This is a genomic window from Delftia sp. PX-1, from assembly GCF_055797465.1.
In genome coordinates, this window is sequence record NZ_CP184763.1 from 4539700 (window position 1) to 4554957 (window position 15258).

Consider the following 15258-nt stretch of genomic DNA (forward strand, 5'->3'; position numbering starts at 1 on the left):
AAAAATATCCAGGCGTCTGCTTACCCAATAGTATCATATGCAAACCAGTATAAAAATTAAATCACTGATATTCATCTTGGCAATTTTATCTTCCGAACTTTCCCAAGGCATGACTTGGGAAGAATGGGCGGAAAGTCGCCATCCTCCCAGCGACAAAGGTCCATTGCCAGATGGCTGCAGCCCCGTCAAATATCGAGGGACCTTTCATCCCATTATTGAGTATGTCAGAGGACGAGGAGACCACTGTGTAGTTCACGATTTTGTACAGAGGAAATTAAGAGACTTCATTAATGGCAGGGAACGTGGAACACCAACAGATGAAGCCGGAAGGGGTAGTGTGATTAGTTTCTCTCAAGACAGCCATTCCAACATTGATCTAAGAAAACATCTTATATCTGGCAAGCCGTTTGAAAATACCCGCGGCATAGGCATGAATAGCAAATCACTGACTCACTTGGCAGTTCACAACGGAAAAATCGAAACGCCCGGTCCACTAGGTATTGGAATAGATATGGCACCTTATATAGAAGGTCGTCAGAGGCTACAGGAGTTGACAGAAGATCGTCCAGCAATCAAAGAAGTCGACTACAGCCGTACATTCGCGGGTATTTGGGATTACACCCCACCCACCTTCTACACAGCAGAAAACCTCCAAATCAAATCCGGCGGCCGCGCCATCATCATGGCCGGCTCCGACAACGTGGTGCGCAACAACACCATCGAGGTCGATGGCCGCACCGCCGTCTATCTGTACGGCCCGCGCTCGCTGGTGGAGGGCAACACCTTCATCGTGCACATGAACCCGCGCGACAAGGCCCCGCTGCCCGCCATCCTCAAGCTGCGCGATGCCGATGGTTCCATCATCCGCAACAACCGCTTCATCGTGAAGCGCAGCGGGCTGTTCAGGAAGAAGGAAGAGGAACCCCAGGCCGGCATCAATCTGCTGGAGTCCAAGGACGTAGTGATCGAAGGCAATGTGTTTGAAGAGATCACATTGCCGGTGCGCAAGGATGCGGCCAGTACCACAACGGAGAGTGGAAACATTTCAAAAGGCAGCCCCTGATGGAATGGAGGTATTCGACGGCCATATGCGGCAACCCACTCAACCGGATCGATCCCACGGGCTGTACCAGGAGGACATGCACTACTACAGGTCTTCTTCCTGGCCCTGGCCGCCGGCCGGCCTGGACTACGAGCCGGGGCGCGCATCACGGCGCTGGCTTCGCAGTATGTGGAGACAACCTGTCCGACGACAGAGGAACCACGCTGCCCCAGTACGCCAACGACAACGTCAACAGCGTGGTGGGCAACCTGAGCCCGCAACTGAACAACCTGCTCAACGCCAGCCGGCTGGGCAACCCGGCCCAGCCCTGTGCCGAATACCAGTTCCTGGGCGAATTCCTGCACTCCTACCTGGACACCTTCAGCCACCGGGACAAGGACAACCGGCCGTTCGATGCCATCAGCGCGAAGCTGGGCATAGGGCATGGGTTTGCGGGGTCCGAGCCGGATTACACCTATGACGAGGACATGCCAATACTGGGAAATATGCCTGATCCAGAAGTGCCTTATTGGGACAAGCGGGAGTATCGATCGCTGCAAGGGGAGAAGGCGGTTTATGAGTTTCTGACGGCGTATGGAACTAGCCCTGCGCTGGGGTTTGAGGAGATCAGGAATGTGCTCGAGAGATTCAATGCAATCAGGGAAGAGGGTGCGGATTTTCCTGGAAAGGCTAGATTTTTGAAAGAGACCATTAATAAACTGATTAAGGATGGAAAACTTAAACTAACCAAAAACACAGAAAATAGCGAAAAAACCAGAATTGTGGAAATAAATATAGAAAAGGGAGGTAGCGATGAATATAAAATAAAAGAGGCAGAGAAAAATAGAGGTAAATACTTAGAAAACCTTGCAGGTCAAGAACATAAATATCCAGGCGTTTGCTTGCCAGGCAGTAAAATATGCAAAGAAGTATAGTTTTTCTCTATTTTTCTGCTTTTGCTTGCATTGTCTTTGCAAGCTGCCAAGCTTTCCCCAAGAAACCACTCACGACGGAAGAATGGGCAGCGCGCCGCCATCCACCTAGCGACAAGGGCCCGCTGCCTGAGGGGTGCAAGCCCGTCAAGTATAGAGGTGGCTACTACCCTATCACGGAAGCTTTTGAAGGTTCTGGCCGTCACTGCGTCATTCATGACTTTGTGCAGCGTAAAGCGCGTGACTGGATCGAAGGGGGAATAGAACGTGGTAACCCACGAGGTGCAATTTTAGATTTCTACCACAGTAATAATGCTGACCTTGATTTGCGAGGACATCTTGTTACAGGAAGACCATTTAATAATAATAGCGGCATTGGAATATTATCTGGTGGAGAGGTAGTTTTCAATCTAAGAGTTCATAATGGAATAATAGAAACTCCAGGTCTATCGGGTATTGGCGTAGAACTTTCTCCTAAATTGGGTGCACGCAATAGAATTGAGAAACTGGAGGAAGACTTTCCTGTAATAGAAAATTCCAGATGGAACATCGAAACCCAAAAATTCAATAAAATCCCTTGGGATTATTTCCCTCCCACCTTCTACACAGCAGAAAACCTCCAAATCAAATCCGGCGGCCGCGCCATCATCATGGCCGGCTCCGACAACGTGGTGCGCAACAACACCATCGAGGTCGATGGCCGCACCGCCGTCTATCTGTACGGCCCGCGCTCGCTGGTGGAGGGCAACACCTTCATCGTGCATATGGACCCGCGAGACAAGGCCCCGCTGCCCGCCATCCTCAAGCTGCGCGATGCCGATGGTTCCATCATCCGCAACAACCGCTTCATCGTGAAGCGCAGCGGACTGTTCAGGAAGAAGGAAGAGGAACCCCAGGCCGGCGTCAACCTGCTGGAGTCCAAGGACGTAGTGATCGAAGGCAATGTGTTTGAAGAGATCACATGGCCGGTGCGCAAGGATGCGGCCAGCACCACGACGGAGTACGGCAACGCCGTGGATTCTCGCTAGGAGACGATGCGCGGGCCCTGCCTGCAGGCTCAGCGCAGGGGCAGCTGCACCACATGCGCGGTGGGCATGACATCGCCGAACACATCCTCGATCTCGGCCAGCGCGGCACGGTGCAGGCTGTCGGCGTCCACGGATTCGCCGTTGCTGCGCGTGATGGCACGTGTGGCCACGGCGTCGCTGGCCACGACGACCTCGAAGCCCAGCGGCGCGGCATCGCGTGCGGCGCCGGCCACGCAGGCGTGCGTCATGAGGCCGCAGATGACCACGGTGGTGATGCCACGCGCGCGCAGCTGGTCGGCCAGGTCGGTGCCGACGAAGGCGCTGACGCTGCGCTTTTGCACCACGGTGTCGCCCGCACGCGGCTGCAGGCCGGGGTGGAACTGGACGGTGCTGCCATTGACGGCGAACACGGGCGCACCTTCCGGGGCAATGTGCTGGATGTGGAACACGGCAACCTGCCCGGCATCGGCCCATTGCAGCAGGCGCCGGGCCTGCTCCAGGACCTGCGGGCCGCGCGGGATGGGCAGGCGGCCGCTGAAGTACTCGTTCTGGAAGTCGATGACCAGCAGCGCCGTGGCACCCCGTGGCAACTGGCTGCGCCCCGGCGCGCCTGACAGGGCGCGGAGGGTGGGATGGCTGGTGGATTGGGTGGCCTGGCTGGCCTGTTCTTCGAGGGACATGCAGTGCTCCTGGAAACGGGAAGTGGTTGATGCCTGCAGTCTAGAAACGCACAGGGCCCGCCGCAACGCCATGGAGCGGCCAGCATCTGTGCAGTTTCTGCACAGATCGCCCGTGCTTTGAAAAATACCCCATCTCTGTGATGGCGCATACGGCCTTGGGCCTTGCATCGCTCCAACCGGCTGCGTGCCGGTGAAGGTGGCGATGCCGCGTTGAACCATGGCCTGCGGCCCTCCCGATCACGGAAGGGCCGCAGGCCGGCACGGCGCTAGTTCTGCAGCTGCTGCCAGACCTTGTCCAGCCGCTTGATGCTGACCGGGTAAGGCGTGCGCAGCTCCTGGGCGAAGAAGCTCACGCGCAGCTCCTCCAGCATCCAGCGGTACTCCTGCATGCGCGCATCGATGTGGCCCTTGCGCTCGGCCACCAGGCGCCAGTAGCGCTGCTCCAGCGGGCGCAGCTCGGCCAGGCGGCTGGCGTCGCGCGCAGGGTCGGCGCGGTACTTGTCCAGCCGGCTGGTGATGGCCTTGAGGTAGCGCGCGTAGTGCTGCAGCTGGGTCCAGGGCGCGGCCGCGATGAAGTTCTTGGGCACCAGGCGCTGCAGTTGCTGGGCGGCGTCGGCCGTGGCGTCGGGCGCGTTCTTGGTGTCCTTGATCTTGCGCTGGGCCGCCGCGTACTCGACCAGTATGGTGGAGGCCATGCGCGCCACCTCGTTGGCGATCAGCGTCAGCCGGCCGCGCCCGTCCTGCACGCGCTGCTTGAACTGCGCGTCGTTGGTGGGCAGCGGCTCCTGCAGGAAGGCGCGGTCTATGGCCACGTCGATGATCTGCTCGCGCAGTTCCTCCTGCGTGCCCAGCGGCATGTAGGCAACGGCCATTTTCTGCAGGTCTGGAATGTTCTTTTCCAGGTACTTGAGCGCATCGCGGATCTGCAGCGCGAACAGGCGGCGCAGGCCCACGCGGTGGCGTGCGGCCGCGACCTCGGGCTCGTCGAAGACTTCGATGCCCACGGCATCGCCATGGTCGATCAGCGCCGGAAAGCCGATCAGCGTCTGCCCGCCCCGGCCGATCTCCATCAGCTCGGGCAGCTCGCCAAAGCTCCATTCCTTGTAGCGGCTGTCGGCGGGCTGGCTGGGCCTGGCGTTGCTGGCGGGCTTGGCCTGGTCCGCCTTTTCAGGCTTTGCTGTCTTGTCCGGCCTGGCGCCAGATTCCGCCTTCTTGCCGGCTTCGGACGCGGCGGCAGGTGGGGCCGCAGCCTCGGTGACCGAAGCCACCTTCAGCGCGGCCAGCGCCTGGAAGGCGCCGCGCGCCTTGGCGCCCAGTTCGGCCTTGAGCGCGCCCAGGTTGCGGCCCTGGCCCAGTTGGCGTCCATGCTCGTCCGTGATGCGGAAGTTCATGAACAGGTGCGGGCTGAGCATGTCCAGCTTGAAGTCGGCACGCTTGACGTCCAGCGAGGTCTCGTCGCGCACCTGCTTGAGCAGGGCATCGATGAGCGATCCCTGGCCCCAGCGCTCGGGCGTGGTGAAGAGTTCGGCCAGGCGCTGGGCGCTTTCGGGCAGGGGCACGAAGCGGCTGCGCGGGCGCTGCGGCAGGCTCTTGAGCAGGGCCTGGAGCTTGTCCTTGAGCATGCCGGGCACCAGCCATTCCACGCGCTCGTCGCTGACCTGGTTGAGCACGAACAGCGGCACGGTGACGGTGATGCCGTCACGCGCGTCGCCCGGGCTGTGCAGGTAGCTGGCCGTGCAGTCCACGCCGCCGAGCTTGACCACCTTGGGAAAGGCCTGGGTGGTGATGCCGGCAGCCTCGTGGCGCATCAGCTCGTCGCGCGACAGGCGCAGCAGGTCGGCGTTTTCCTTGGCCGCCTCGCGGAACCAATGGTCGAAGGTGGCGCCGCTGAACACGTCCTTGGGGATCTGCTGGTCGTAGAAGGCGTAGATCAGCTCGTCATCGACCAGCACGTCCTGGCGGCGGCTCTTGTGCTCCAGCTCCTCGACCTTGCGCACCAGCTTGAGGTTGGCGGGCAGGAAGTGCCAGCGCGTGTCCCACTGCCCCTCCACCAGGGCCTGGCGGATGAAGATCTCGCGCGCGGACTGCGGATCGATGCGGCCATAGCTCATGCGCCGGCCGTTGTAGACCACCAGGCCGTAGAGCGTGGCGCGCTCCAGCGCCACCACATCGGCCTGGTTCTTGGACCAGTGCGGATCGAGCAGTTGCTTCTTGAGCAGGTGGGCGCCGACTTCTTCCAGCCACTGCGGATCGATGGCGGCGATGCCCCGGCCGTACAGGCGCGAGGTTTCCACCAGCTCGGCCGCCACGATCCAGCGCCCCGGCTTCTTGGACAGGTGGGCGCCCGGGTGCGGATGGAAGCGGATGCCGCGCGCGCCCAGGTAGGCGTCGCTTTCATCGCCCTTGTAGCCCAGGTTGCCCAGCAGGCCGGACAGCATGGACAGGTGCACGGCGTCGTAGCCCGCGGGCTCGGTGTTGACCTTCCACTTGTGCTCGTTGACCACGGTCAGCAGCTGCGAGTGGATGTCGCGCCATTCGCGCACGCGGCGGATGTTGATGAAGTTCTGGCGCAGCAGCTGCTCCCACTGGCGGTTGCTGAGCTTGTGCGAGGGCTCGTCATCCGTGCCGGGACCGGTGTCCTGCGGATGGAAGGCCGCCAGCGCCTCGGCCGCCGGGGCGGCCACGCTCTGCCCGCCGCTGCGCTGGGCCACGGGCAGGAAGGCGGCATTGCGCGCCGACGGCTTGGCGGCAGGCGCCTGGGCCGTGGCCATTTCCTTGCGGCTCTTGGCCACCACCTTGCCGCCGCGCGCATCCTGCAGCCATTTCCACAGGCGCAGGTAGCCGCTGAATTCGCTTTTATCGTCGTCGAACTTGGCGTGCTGCTGGTCGGCCTGCTGCTGGGCCTCCAGCGGCCGGTCGCGCACGTCCTGCACGGACAGGGCGGAGGCGATGACCAGCACCTCGGCCACGGCGCCGCGCGTGCGCGCCTCCAGGATCATGCGGCCCACGCGCGGGTCCAGCGGCAGGCGCGACAGCTCGCGGCCCATGGGCAGCAGCTCGCCGCGCTCGTCCACGGCGCCCAGCTCGCCCAGCAATTGGTAGCCGTCGGCAATGGCGCGGCCCGAGGGCGATTCAAGGAAGGGGAAATTCACCACGTCGCCCAGGCCCAGCGACTTCATGCGCAGGATGACGCCGGCCAGCGAGGAGCGCAGGATTTCTGGGTCGGTGAAGCGCGCGCGCGTGCCGAAGTCGGCCTCGTCGTACAGGCGGATGCAGATGCCGTTGGCCACGCGGCCGCAACGGCCCGCGCGCTGGTTGGCCGCTGCCTGGCTGATGGGCTCGACCAGCAGCTGCTCGACCTTGCTGCGGAAGGAATAGCGCTTGACGCGCGCCGTGCCCGCATCGATCACATAGCGGATGCCGGGCACGGTCAGCGAGGTCTCGGCCACGTTGGTGGCCAGCACGATGCGCCGGCCCGTGTGGCTGTCGAAGATGCGGTCCTGCTCGGCCTGCGACAGGCGCGAGAACAGCGGCAGCACCTCGGCATGGCGCAGCACGGGCTGCTGTGCCAGGTGCTTGCGCAGGTGGTCGGCCGCCTCGCGGATCTCGCGCTCGCCGGGCAGGAACACCAGGATGTCGCCGCTGACGCCGCCGGACCACAGCTCGTCCACGCCTTCGGCAATGGCATCGTTGAGGTCGTGGTCGCGCTTTTCCTCGAAGGGGCGCCAGCGCATCTCCACGGGGTAGGTGCGGCCCGAGACCATGATCACCGGCGCAGGCCCCTTGGGGCCTTCGAAATGCCTGGAGAACCGCTCTGCATCGATGGTGGCCGATGTCACCACCACCTTGAGGTCGGGGCGCCGGGGCAGGATCTGCTTGATGTAGCCCAGCAGGAAGTCGATGTTGAGGCTGCGCTCGTGGGCCTCGTCGATGATGAGGGTGTCGTAGGCCTTGAGCAGCGGATCGGTCTGCGTCTCGGCCAGCAGGATGCCGTCCGTCATCAGCTTGACCGAGGCGTCCTTGGACAGCCGGTCCTGGAAACGCACCTTGTAGCCCACCACATCGCCCAGCGGCGTGTTCAGCTCCTCGGCAATGCGCTTGGCCACCGAGCTGGCGGCAATGCGGCGCGGCTGCGTGTGGCCGATCAGGTGGCCGCGCACCTGGCCCTTGTCGTCGGGCGTGGCGTTGACCTTGCCCCGGCCCAGCGCCAGCGCGATCTTGGGCAGCTGCGTGGTCTTGCCCGAGCCCGTCTCGCCGCACACGATGATGACCTGGTGCCGGTCCATGGCCTCCATGATTTCCTCACGGCGGGCGGATACGGGCAGGGATTCAGGGAAGCTGATCTTCAAAGGCATAAGGGGCTGGATTATCCCCGCGCCATGCCGGCGGCGCCACGCGGCTGCAGATTTCCATACGCCGGCCCTGTGCCGCCCGCATGAAAACCCCCGCATGCCAGGGCCTTCGCCAAGTCAGGCCAGCGGCATGCAAGGCATTGCGCACAATCGGCGCTCGCCTTGCCGCCCGCTCCCGGCGCTGGCCGCCTCACCCGCCTTCCTCGATCTGCTCCCCATGGTTACTCTTGCCGCCCTCGTCATTCCGCTATTGGCCCTGTGGCTGTGGTGGCCCGTCCGCCTGATGCCGCGCCGCGCACGCCTGATGGCGGCCGTCGCCACGGCGGCCCTGGGCTGCACGCCCGCCCTGCTGCTGGTACTGCTGCGCGAGGGCACGGCCGAGTACCGCACGCTGGCCTATCTGCAGGTGCCGGGCGGCTGGGTGCTGGCCCTGCTGCTGATGCTGGCCGTCTTCATCGTGCTGCGCGACGGCCTCTGGGCGCTGGCCGCCGTGGCCCGGCGCGAGGACTGGAAGCAGCGCCTGCACGCCCCGCTGCTCACGGCCAGCGCCCTGGCCCTGGCGGGCCTGCTGTCGGCCTGGGGCGCGGCCAATGCGCTGCGCCCGCCCGAGGTGCACGAACGCACGCTGCGCCTGCCCGGCCTGCCCGCCGGCCTGGAAGGCCTGCGCGTGGCCGTGCTGGCCGACATCCACGCCAGCCCCATCAACGACGCACGCTATGTGCAGACCATCGTGGACCGCACGCTGGGGGCGCGCCCCGACCTCATCGTGCTGCCCGGCGACATGGTGGACGGCGACGTGGACAGCGGCCGCGCCAACATCGCGCCGCTGGCGCAGCTCAAGGCACGCCACGGCGTCTGGGCGGCGCCCGGCAACCATGAGTACTACAGCGGCTACGACGCCTGGATGGCCGAATTCCGCCGCCTGGGCCTGAACCTGCTGGAAAACCGCATGCAGCTGATCGATGTGCAGGGCGCGCGCCTGGCGCTGTCGGGCATCGGCGATCCGGCCTATGGCCGCCTGTCGCGCCAGAACACCGACCCGTCCGTGCCCGAAGGCGTGCCGCCCGACATCGACACCGTGGCCCGCCAGGCCAAAGAGGCCGGTGCGCAATACCACCTGCTGCTGGCCCACCAGCCCAAGACCGCCCGCGACAATGCGGCCCACGGCGTGGGCCTGCAGCTGTCGGGCCATACGCACGGCGGCCTGATCCTGGGCATGGACCAATGGCTGGTGGCGCCCGCCAATGACGGCTTTGTGCGCGGCGAGTACGAGGTCGGCGCCATGAAGCTCTTCGTCAGCGCCGGCGCAGGCCTGTGGGCCGGCTTTGCCGTGCGCCTGGGCGTGCCGGCCAGCATCGACCTGCTGGTGCTGCGCGGCGCCTGACCTTCAGGCCGCAGGCGCAACCGCTGCGCCCTGGATGCCGTGGCGCTGCAGTGCCTCGGCCACAAAGCCCGAGGCCTTGGCCTCTTCCACAAAGGCCGCCAGCACGCGCAGGGCCTCATCGCCCCGCCCCTTGGGCAGGCCCATGGCCTGCTGGATCACCATGAAGCGGCCCGGCAGCAGGCGCAGGCCGGGCAGGCGGGCGGCATCGGCCTCCAATTGCTGCTTGACGCCGGCGGCCACGTCGGCCGTCGATTCCACAAAGGTCTGCACCACGGCGGGCGAAGACACGGCGCGCTCTATCTGTGCATGCTTGAGCTCGCGGCTCAGGTACAGGTCATAGGCGCTGCCCTTGCCGACCACGACCGTGTGCCCGGCCCGGTCCACCTGGGCGTTGTCGGTCAGCGGCGAATCCTGGCGCACCAGGTAGCTGCCCTCGATCAGCACATAGGGTGCCGTGAAGCCGATGCCCGCGCCACGCACGGGGTCCACGGCAAAGAAGCCGAAGTCGGCCTCCTCGCGCGTGACGGCATCCACCGACTTGGCGGCCGTGTCGAAGACCACCAGTTCCAGCTCCAACCCCAGCTGCTGCGCAAAGCGCCGGGCCAGGTCGATGGACACGCCCGCAGGCCGGCCGTCGGCATCCAGCCGCGCAAGAATGGGATTGCCGGTGTTGATGGAGGCGCGGATGCGGCCAAGCGGCGCGAGGGTGGACAGCAGCTGGGAGGAATGGTTCATGGATGGCTTTCGAAGTGGCAGACAGAAGGGGCGGCGGTCTTCAAACCTTCATTGTCTGCGCACACGGCCGGTGCAAGGTCCGGGTGTCATCTCACCAGCGAGCATGGCTTGCCGGTATTGGGTCTTGGATTGCCATTGCGTCCAGCACTGGAATTGGGGTTGGACTTCATCGCAATCCCTGCTGGTCAAGCGGCATGAAATCCGCACACAACCCATTGTTATAAAAGGAAAAAACAACACCTTAAAATCAGACCATGTAGAGATCGTCTGAGGCAGAGAATGAACCTGGACAGCAAACTTCAGATATCGCTGAGCAAGCGCTCCGGCAACATCGTGCTCCGGCGTGATCTGAGCAGATTGGCAAGCGCTTCCCACCTCAGCGAGGCCTTGCATGACTTGGTCTCGGACGGCCGCCTGATCCGCCTGGGCGCCGGCATCTATGCCAAGGCAAGGCCCGACGCCAGCGGCGATCCGCAGTTGCTCGCCCCCAGCGATGAGCTGGTCAGGGAGGTGCTGGACAGACTGGGAATCAGGTTTCGCAGCGTGGATCTGGTCAACGAGGCGGGCCAGGCCACGCTGCTGATCGATGCAGGCAGCCAGCGCATCTCACGCAGGCTGAATCTGGGCGATGTCGCCGTGCGCTATGTCCGCAATCCCTCGGCACCTGATGAACCCGGCGAAACCTTGCCCGCAGACGTGAACGCCCTGCCCTCCAAAGGTGTACGCCAGTTTGTCGAGCGGCTGGCCCGCACGCACCACATCCAACACCAGCGTACCGGACTGGACGACTATGCACAGGCAGTCACACGCGCTGCAGGAGATGAAGTGGAGCTCGACAGCACGGGCAAGCTGCTCGTGGCCTTGAAGAAAAAACATGTCATCAATGGCCGGCAGCTTGCCAGGCTGATGACCAATCACATGAGGGAGGTGCAGGATGTTCGATCCGTTCGGGGACTTCGAAAGCGCGGGCTACCTGCGCAACATTGAAGGACTGAAAGACGCCCGTGAGGTCAAGATCCAGGAACACCTCTTTTTCGAGGCCAACCTGGAAGAAGCACTTGCCTTTCTGGCAAGCATCCGGGGCCGGATTGGCTACCGCGATTTTTTGCGCGTTCACGCCATCCTGTTTTCCGACTTCTACCCCTGGGCCGGCCAGGACAGGCGTGCGCTGGGCGTGGGCCGGCTCGTCGGCAGGGGAGCAGGCCTGCAATTCGAAGTGTCAGAGCTGTGCCAGCGCGCCGTCGAATGGGGCCTGGACATGGGCAACGATGCAGGCACCCTGCGCGACAAACCTGGTGCTGTCATGGGCGCGTTTGCCTGGGGTCATCCCTTTCTCGACGGAAATGGACGCAGCATGCTGCTGATCCATGCCGAGCTGTGCCACCGCGCGGGCTTTGCCATCGACTGGCTGGCCTCCAACAAGGAGGCTTATCTGAAGGCACTGACCCAGGAGATCCAGAACCCGCAAGGCAGACACCTCGATGCCTATCTGCGCCCCTTGATCACCTCTGCCAACACGCAGACCACCTTGCTTGATCATCTTCGGGCATTGCCAGGGCTGAAGGGTCCGGGCGATGACGTGCATCGCCCGGACATGAACGTGGCATACCGGGCCGAAGACCAGGAAGCAGCCCAGTCCTATCTGGAGATGAAGCGCGCACGCGGCGAGCATGCCGCTTGACAGCGGTACAGCAACCCTCCCCCTCCCCTACCCCTCATTGACCACCAACGACAGCGCATGCGCCTCGGTAGGCAAAGGCACATCCCAGCGCTGCAGCAGGCCGAGCAGGGCCGCGTTGGTCAGCGTGGTGTCGCGCGCGCGGTTGCGGGCCAGCAGGGTTGGGCGGCTGGCTTCCAGGTGCACGAGTTCCACGCGGGCGCCGTAGGCCAGGCACAGGTCCACGGTCTTGCCGCGCATCTGGCGCGACAGGTGGGTGGCGTTCCAGACGAAGGGCTGGCCCGCGCGCAGCAGGGCCTTGGCCTTGTCCACGGCGTGGTGGGCGGCCGCGCCCTCGTTCTGGCCGTGGCGCAGGCCCAGCTCCGTACGCGCATCGTCGAAGGAGACCACGGGCAGGTCGCCATGGTGGGCGGCCACCCAGGTGTTCTTGCCGCTGGCCGGCAGGCCGCACATGACGATGGCGCGCGAGCCTTCCTGTGCGTGCAGCGCATAGTCGGGATGCAGCTGCGCGCCGCGGAAGTAGCGCACCGCCGTCTCGTCCGAGGCAAAGCGGCGCGGCGTGCGCAGGCAGCCCTCCTCCAGCGCGAACTCGCGCACCAGCTCGATGTTGACCAGCACGGACGCAATGTCCGGGCAGATGCGACCGCGCATGTCGGCCCGCGCCAGCAGGGTGAGCAGGTGCAGGTCCACCTGCCAGGACAGCTCGCGCACGATGAACTCGGGCGAGAGGCCGCGCCGCGAATCGGCAAAGGCGAAGAACGGCACCTGGTGCACGGCGATCAGCCGGCAGATGGCTTCGCGCTGGTCCACGGGCGCGCCGGCTTCCCAGAGCATGAGGCGCGCATCCAGCGCACCGCGGCGCGAATGGCCGGGCTGGCCGATGCGGCCGTCCTCGCCCACCACGGTGGTCGAGCACTTGGCCACGTCGTGCAGCAGCGCGGCCAGGAAGACCGTTTCGCGCTCGGTGGCGGTGAGCGCCGCATGGCCGGGATCGGCCAGCAGTTCGCGCACCACCATCTGCGTGTGCGTCCAGACATCGCCTTCGGCGTGGTAGACCGGGTCCTGCGGCGTGGTTTTGGCCTGCTCCAGCTGGGGGAAGGCGGCCAGGCAGGCCGCGAAGTCGGGGTCGGCGCCGGGCTGCGGCACCAGGGACTGGATCTGTTTCCAGTTCGTCATGGCAATCTCCTTGCGATGGGTCTGCGCTGCAGGCCTCACCAGCTTTTTGAAATATCGGCCGCAAAGATGTCTGCGCCCTCGCGCAGCCCGTTGGGGACGATGGGCCGCTCGCTGTGGTGCGAGCCCGAGTCGAGGATGACCTGCACGAAGTCCGGCCGCACGAACTTGTAGCGCGCCACGGTCTGGCCGTCCTCCTCCACCTTGAGGTAGAGGCCTTCGGCCAGCTCGGAGCCGTCGGTCTGCCGCCAGCACAGCGGCAGGTCCAGCTTCTGGCGGGCCACCACCTGCTCGAAGGCCTGGCGCCAGCGCGCGCTGCGGCCCAGCGAAGGGGCCAGCAGCGCCAGCAGGTCCTGCATGCGCCGGGGCGCCGCCCCGCGGTAGAGCACGGGCACCGAGACCACGGGCACGCCGGCCAGCAGGGCATGGCGGCGCGGCGTGTCCAGGAAGCACTGCGCCGAGCGGTCCCAGATGTCGAACTCGCAGAACCAGTGCGGCAGCGCGTCGTAGAACAGCGAGTGCTTGGCGTACATCCACTCGCCGAACACCTGGTAGCGGTCGTCCAGCAGGGACAGCAGCGCGCCCTCGTGGGCCTGGGCCCATTGCTTGAAGAGGTTGAACTGGCGCTCGCGCCCGCCGGGCCGCTCGCTGTCCAGGTAGTGGCCGCGCGACTGCAGCAGCAACTGGCCGTCGCCGGCAAAGCTCAGCGCGGCGTTGGCGCCGTCGAGCTTTTCCTCGACGACGATGTGCCGGCCGGCCAGCCGCTCATAGGGCACGGCGTCGTCCTGGTCACCGGACTGCAGGCGCGAGCCGCGCAGGTGCGGCGTGCGGGGGTATTTGAGGATCTCGACGCTCGAAAGAAAGTGAGCGCCTTGGGCAATGGATGGGGTCATGTCGTGCTTTCCGAAAACGATGCAGCACCCCACGGCGACATGCCGTGGAGCGGGAAAAGCCGACGACGACGCCAGGCGCCGCAATGCAGGGGATGCAGCGACAGCGCGGCCTGGCCCGTGGTGGCCGGGCCGGCAGGCTGTCGAAGGGGAAGATGGCAGGACTGTCGGGGCCGTCCGCAAACCGGACGGTCAGCCGCAAGCCCTCAAAAGGCCACGCACCGCAGCGCACACGCAAAAGACATCCGTGGCAAGGCCAGGATCAGCGTGTGACGAAGTCGTTCAGCAGGAAGCTGTGCGGCGGGGCATGGTGCACCTCGAAAGGGTGAGGGTGGATGGGAGGGGTGCGAGTCTATCGCCCGTTGCCACGCAGGCACAAGCGGCTGCGCACCATGCCGGGCCGATTGTTGGCTGCTAGCCACGCACGGCGGACTTGAAGGCGGCGCCCAGCGCATCCAGCGCCGCGCGCGGCCGGCCTTCGCGCACGCGGGTGTGCAGCAGCACCGGCAGGCGCGGCAGCGTGGGCAGGCCCAGGCGCGGGCCCACGTCCACGGCGCCCAGGGCCAGCATGCGCGGCGCCAGCGCGGCCACGCCCAGCCCCGCCATGACGGCGGCCGAGACAGCGGCTACGCCGCCGCCCACGAACACCTCGGTCCACGGCATGCGCGCCGTATCCAGCAGTTGCCCGGCCATGGCGCGCACGCCGCAGGGCTCGGCCAGCGTGGCCAGCGGCAGGGGCTCGCCCGCGCGGTGCTGCCAGCCGGGCGCGGCAAACCAGCCGAAGGGCTCCTCGGCCAGCAGCTCGCCGTCGTCACGCCCGGCATGCGTGCGAACGATCACCGTGTCGTACTCGCGCCGGTCGAATCCCTGCAGCAGCGGGCCGGACGATGCGATGCGGATGTCGATCAGCAGCTGCGGGTCCTGCGCATTCATGCGGGCGATCAGGGCCGGCAGCTCGGGCCCGGCCACGTGGTCGCTGATGCCGATGGTCAGCCGCTGGCGCGTGCTGACGGCCAGCGCCAGTGCGCGCTCATGGGCCTGCAGCAGTTCGCGCGCATGGGGCAGGAAGTCGGCACCCAGCGCGGACAGCTGCACGTGGCGCGGCGTGCGCTCGACCAGCCTGCAGCCCAGCCGCTGCTCCAGCCGCTTGAGCTTGAGGCTGACGGCAGCCTGCGTGGTCTGCATGGCTTCGGCCGCGCGCGTGAAGCTGCCCAGGTCCGCGATGTGCACGAAGCCTTGCACGGCATCCAGGTCCAGAGGTCGTTGAATCATTTCAATCCATTATTACTGATATCAGCAATCATGGCTTTTCAAAATATCTGGCGCAGCCTACCTTCGAGGCTCCCACAACGCAAAGCAACGCA

12 protein-coding genes are annotated in these 15258 nt (G+C 65.0%); 6 read left to right on the forward strand and 6 right to left on the reverse strand.

All coding sequences use genetic code 11. The annotated features are described in order from the left end of the window. The first annotated feature begins 37 nt into the window (after positions 1–37). From ACN20X_RS20795 to ACN20X_RS20805, 3 genes are read left to right on the forward strand one after another with little or no spacing between them, the layout of a single operon-like run. Positions 38–1063 (forward strand): right-handed parallel beta-helix repeat-containing protein, encoded by a 1026-nt coding sequence (locus ACN20X_RS20795; RefSeq protein WP_473209840.1) that lies wholly within the window; start codon positions 38–40, stop codon positions 1061–1063. Then, positions 1063–1977, forward strand: a complete 915-nt coding sequence (locus ACN20X_RS20800) for a hypothetical protein (protein ID WP_473209841.1) — start codon at positions 1063–1065, stop codon at positions 1975–1977. Before ACN20X_RS20795 ends, ACN20X_RS20800 begins: the two co-directional genes overlap by 1 nt. After that, positions 1962–3002 (forward strand): right-handed parallel beta-helix repeat-containing protein, encoded by a 1041-nt coding sequence (locus tag ACN20X_RS20805; RefSeq protein WP_277848633.1) that lies wholly within the window; start codon positions 1962–1964, stop codon positions 3000–3002. The genes ACN20X_RS20800 and ACN20X_RS20805 overlap by 16 nt, the downstream gene beginning before the upstream one ends. 29 nt (positions 3003–3031) lie before the next feature. On the opposite strand, the gene ACN20X_RS20810 is transcribed toward ACN20X_RS20805, so the two are convergent. Together ACN20X_RS20810 and hrpA are read right to left on the reverse strand one after the other, a co-directional pair. Further along, the gene (locus ACN20X_RS20810; protein WP_473209842.1) at positions 3032–3682 is read right to left on the reverse strand and encodes a cysteine hydrolase family protein; all 651 of its coding nucleotides are present in this window, start codon (positions 3680–3682) and stop codon (positions 3032–3034) included. A 266-nt stretch (positions 3683–3948) separates the two neighbouring features. Then, positions 3949–8037, reverse strand: coding sequence for an ATP-dependent RNA helicase HrpA (hrpA, locus tag ACN20X_RS20815; RefSeq protein WP_277848634.1), 4089 nt, complete (start codon positions 8035–8037; stop codon positions 3949–3951). A 214-nt stretch (positions 8038–8251) separates the two neighbouring features. On the opposite strand from hrpA, the gene ACN20X_RS20820 reads away from it, so the two are divergent. After that, entirely contained in the window at positions 8252–9418 is a 1167-nt protein-coding gene (locus tag ACN20X_RS20820) for a metallophosphoesterase (RefSeq protein WP_473209843.1), read from the forward strand. A gap of 3 nt (positions 9419–9421) precedes the next feature. On the opposite strand, the gene ACN20X_RS20825 is transcribed toward ACN20X_RS20820, so the two are convergent. Continuing rightward, positions 9422–10153, reverse strand: a complete 732-nt coding sequence (locus tag ACN20X_RS20825; RefSeq protein WP_016453259.1) for an ABC transporter substrate-binding protein — start codon at positions 10151–10153, stop codon at positions 9422–9424. A 279-nt stretch (positions 10154–10432) separates the two neighbouring features. Between ACN20X_RS20825 and ACN20X_RS20830 the strand changes: the two genes are divergently transcribed. After that, positions 10433–11140, forward strand: a complete 708-nt coding sequence (locus ACN20X_RS20830) for a hypothetical protein (RefSeq protein ID WP_312840436.1) — start codon at positions 10433–10435, stop codon at positions 11138–11140. After that, positions 11088–11834, forward strand: a complete 747-nt coding sequence (locus tag ACN20X_RS20835; RefSeq protein ID WP_212646552.1) for a Fic/DOC family protein — start codon at positions 11088–11090, stop codon at positions 11832–11834. Before ACN20X_RS20830 ends, ACN20X_RS20835 begins: the two co-directional genes overlap by 53 nt. Before the next feature lie 27 nt (positions 11835–11861). On the opposite strand, the gene ACN20X_RS20840 is transcribed toward ACN20X_RS20835, so the two are convergent. From ACN20X_RS20840 to ACN20X_RS20850, 3 genes are all read right to left on the reverse strand, one after another. Next, positions 11862–13007, reverse strand: coding sequence for an AAA family ATPase (locus tag ACN20X_RS20840; protein WP_046241031.1), 1146 nt, complete (start codon positions 13005–13007; stop codon positions 11862–11864). A gap of 35 nt (positions 13008–13042) precedes the next feature. Continuing rightward, positions 13043–13897, reverse strand: a complete 855-nt coding sequence (locus ACN20X_RS20845; protein WP_209802793.1) for an RNA ligase family protein — start codon at positions 13895–13897, stop codon at positions 13043–13045. 411 nt (positions 13898–14308) lie between these two features. Beyond that, positions 14309–15166, reverse strand: coding sequence for a LysR family transcriptional regulator (locus ACN20X_RS20850; protein ID WP_016448234.1), 858 nt, complete (start codon positions 15164–15166; stop codon positions 14309–14311). Between the last annotated feature and the right edge of the window lie 92 nt (positions 15167–15258).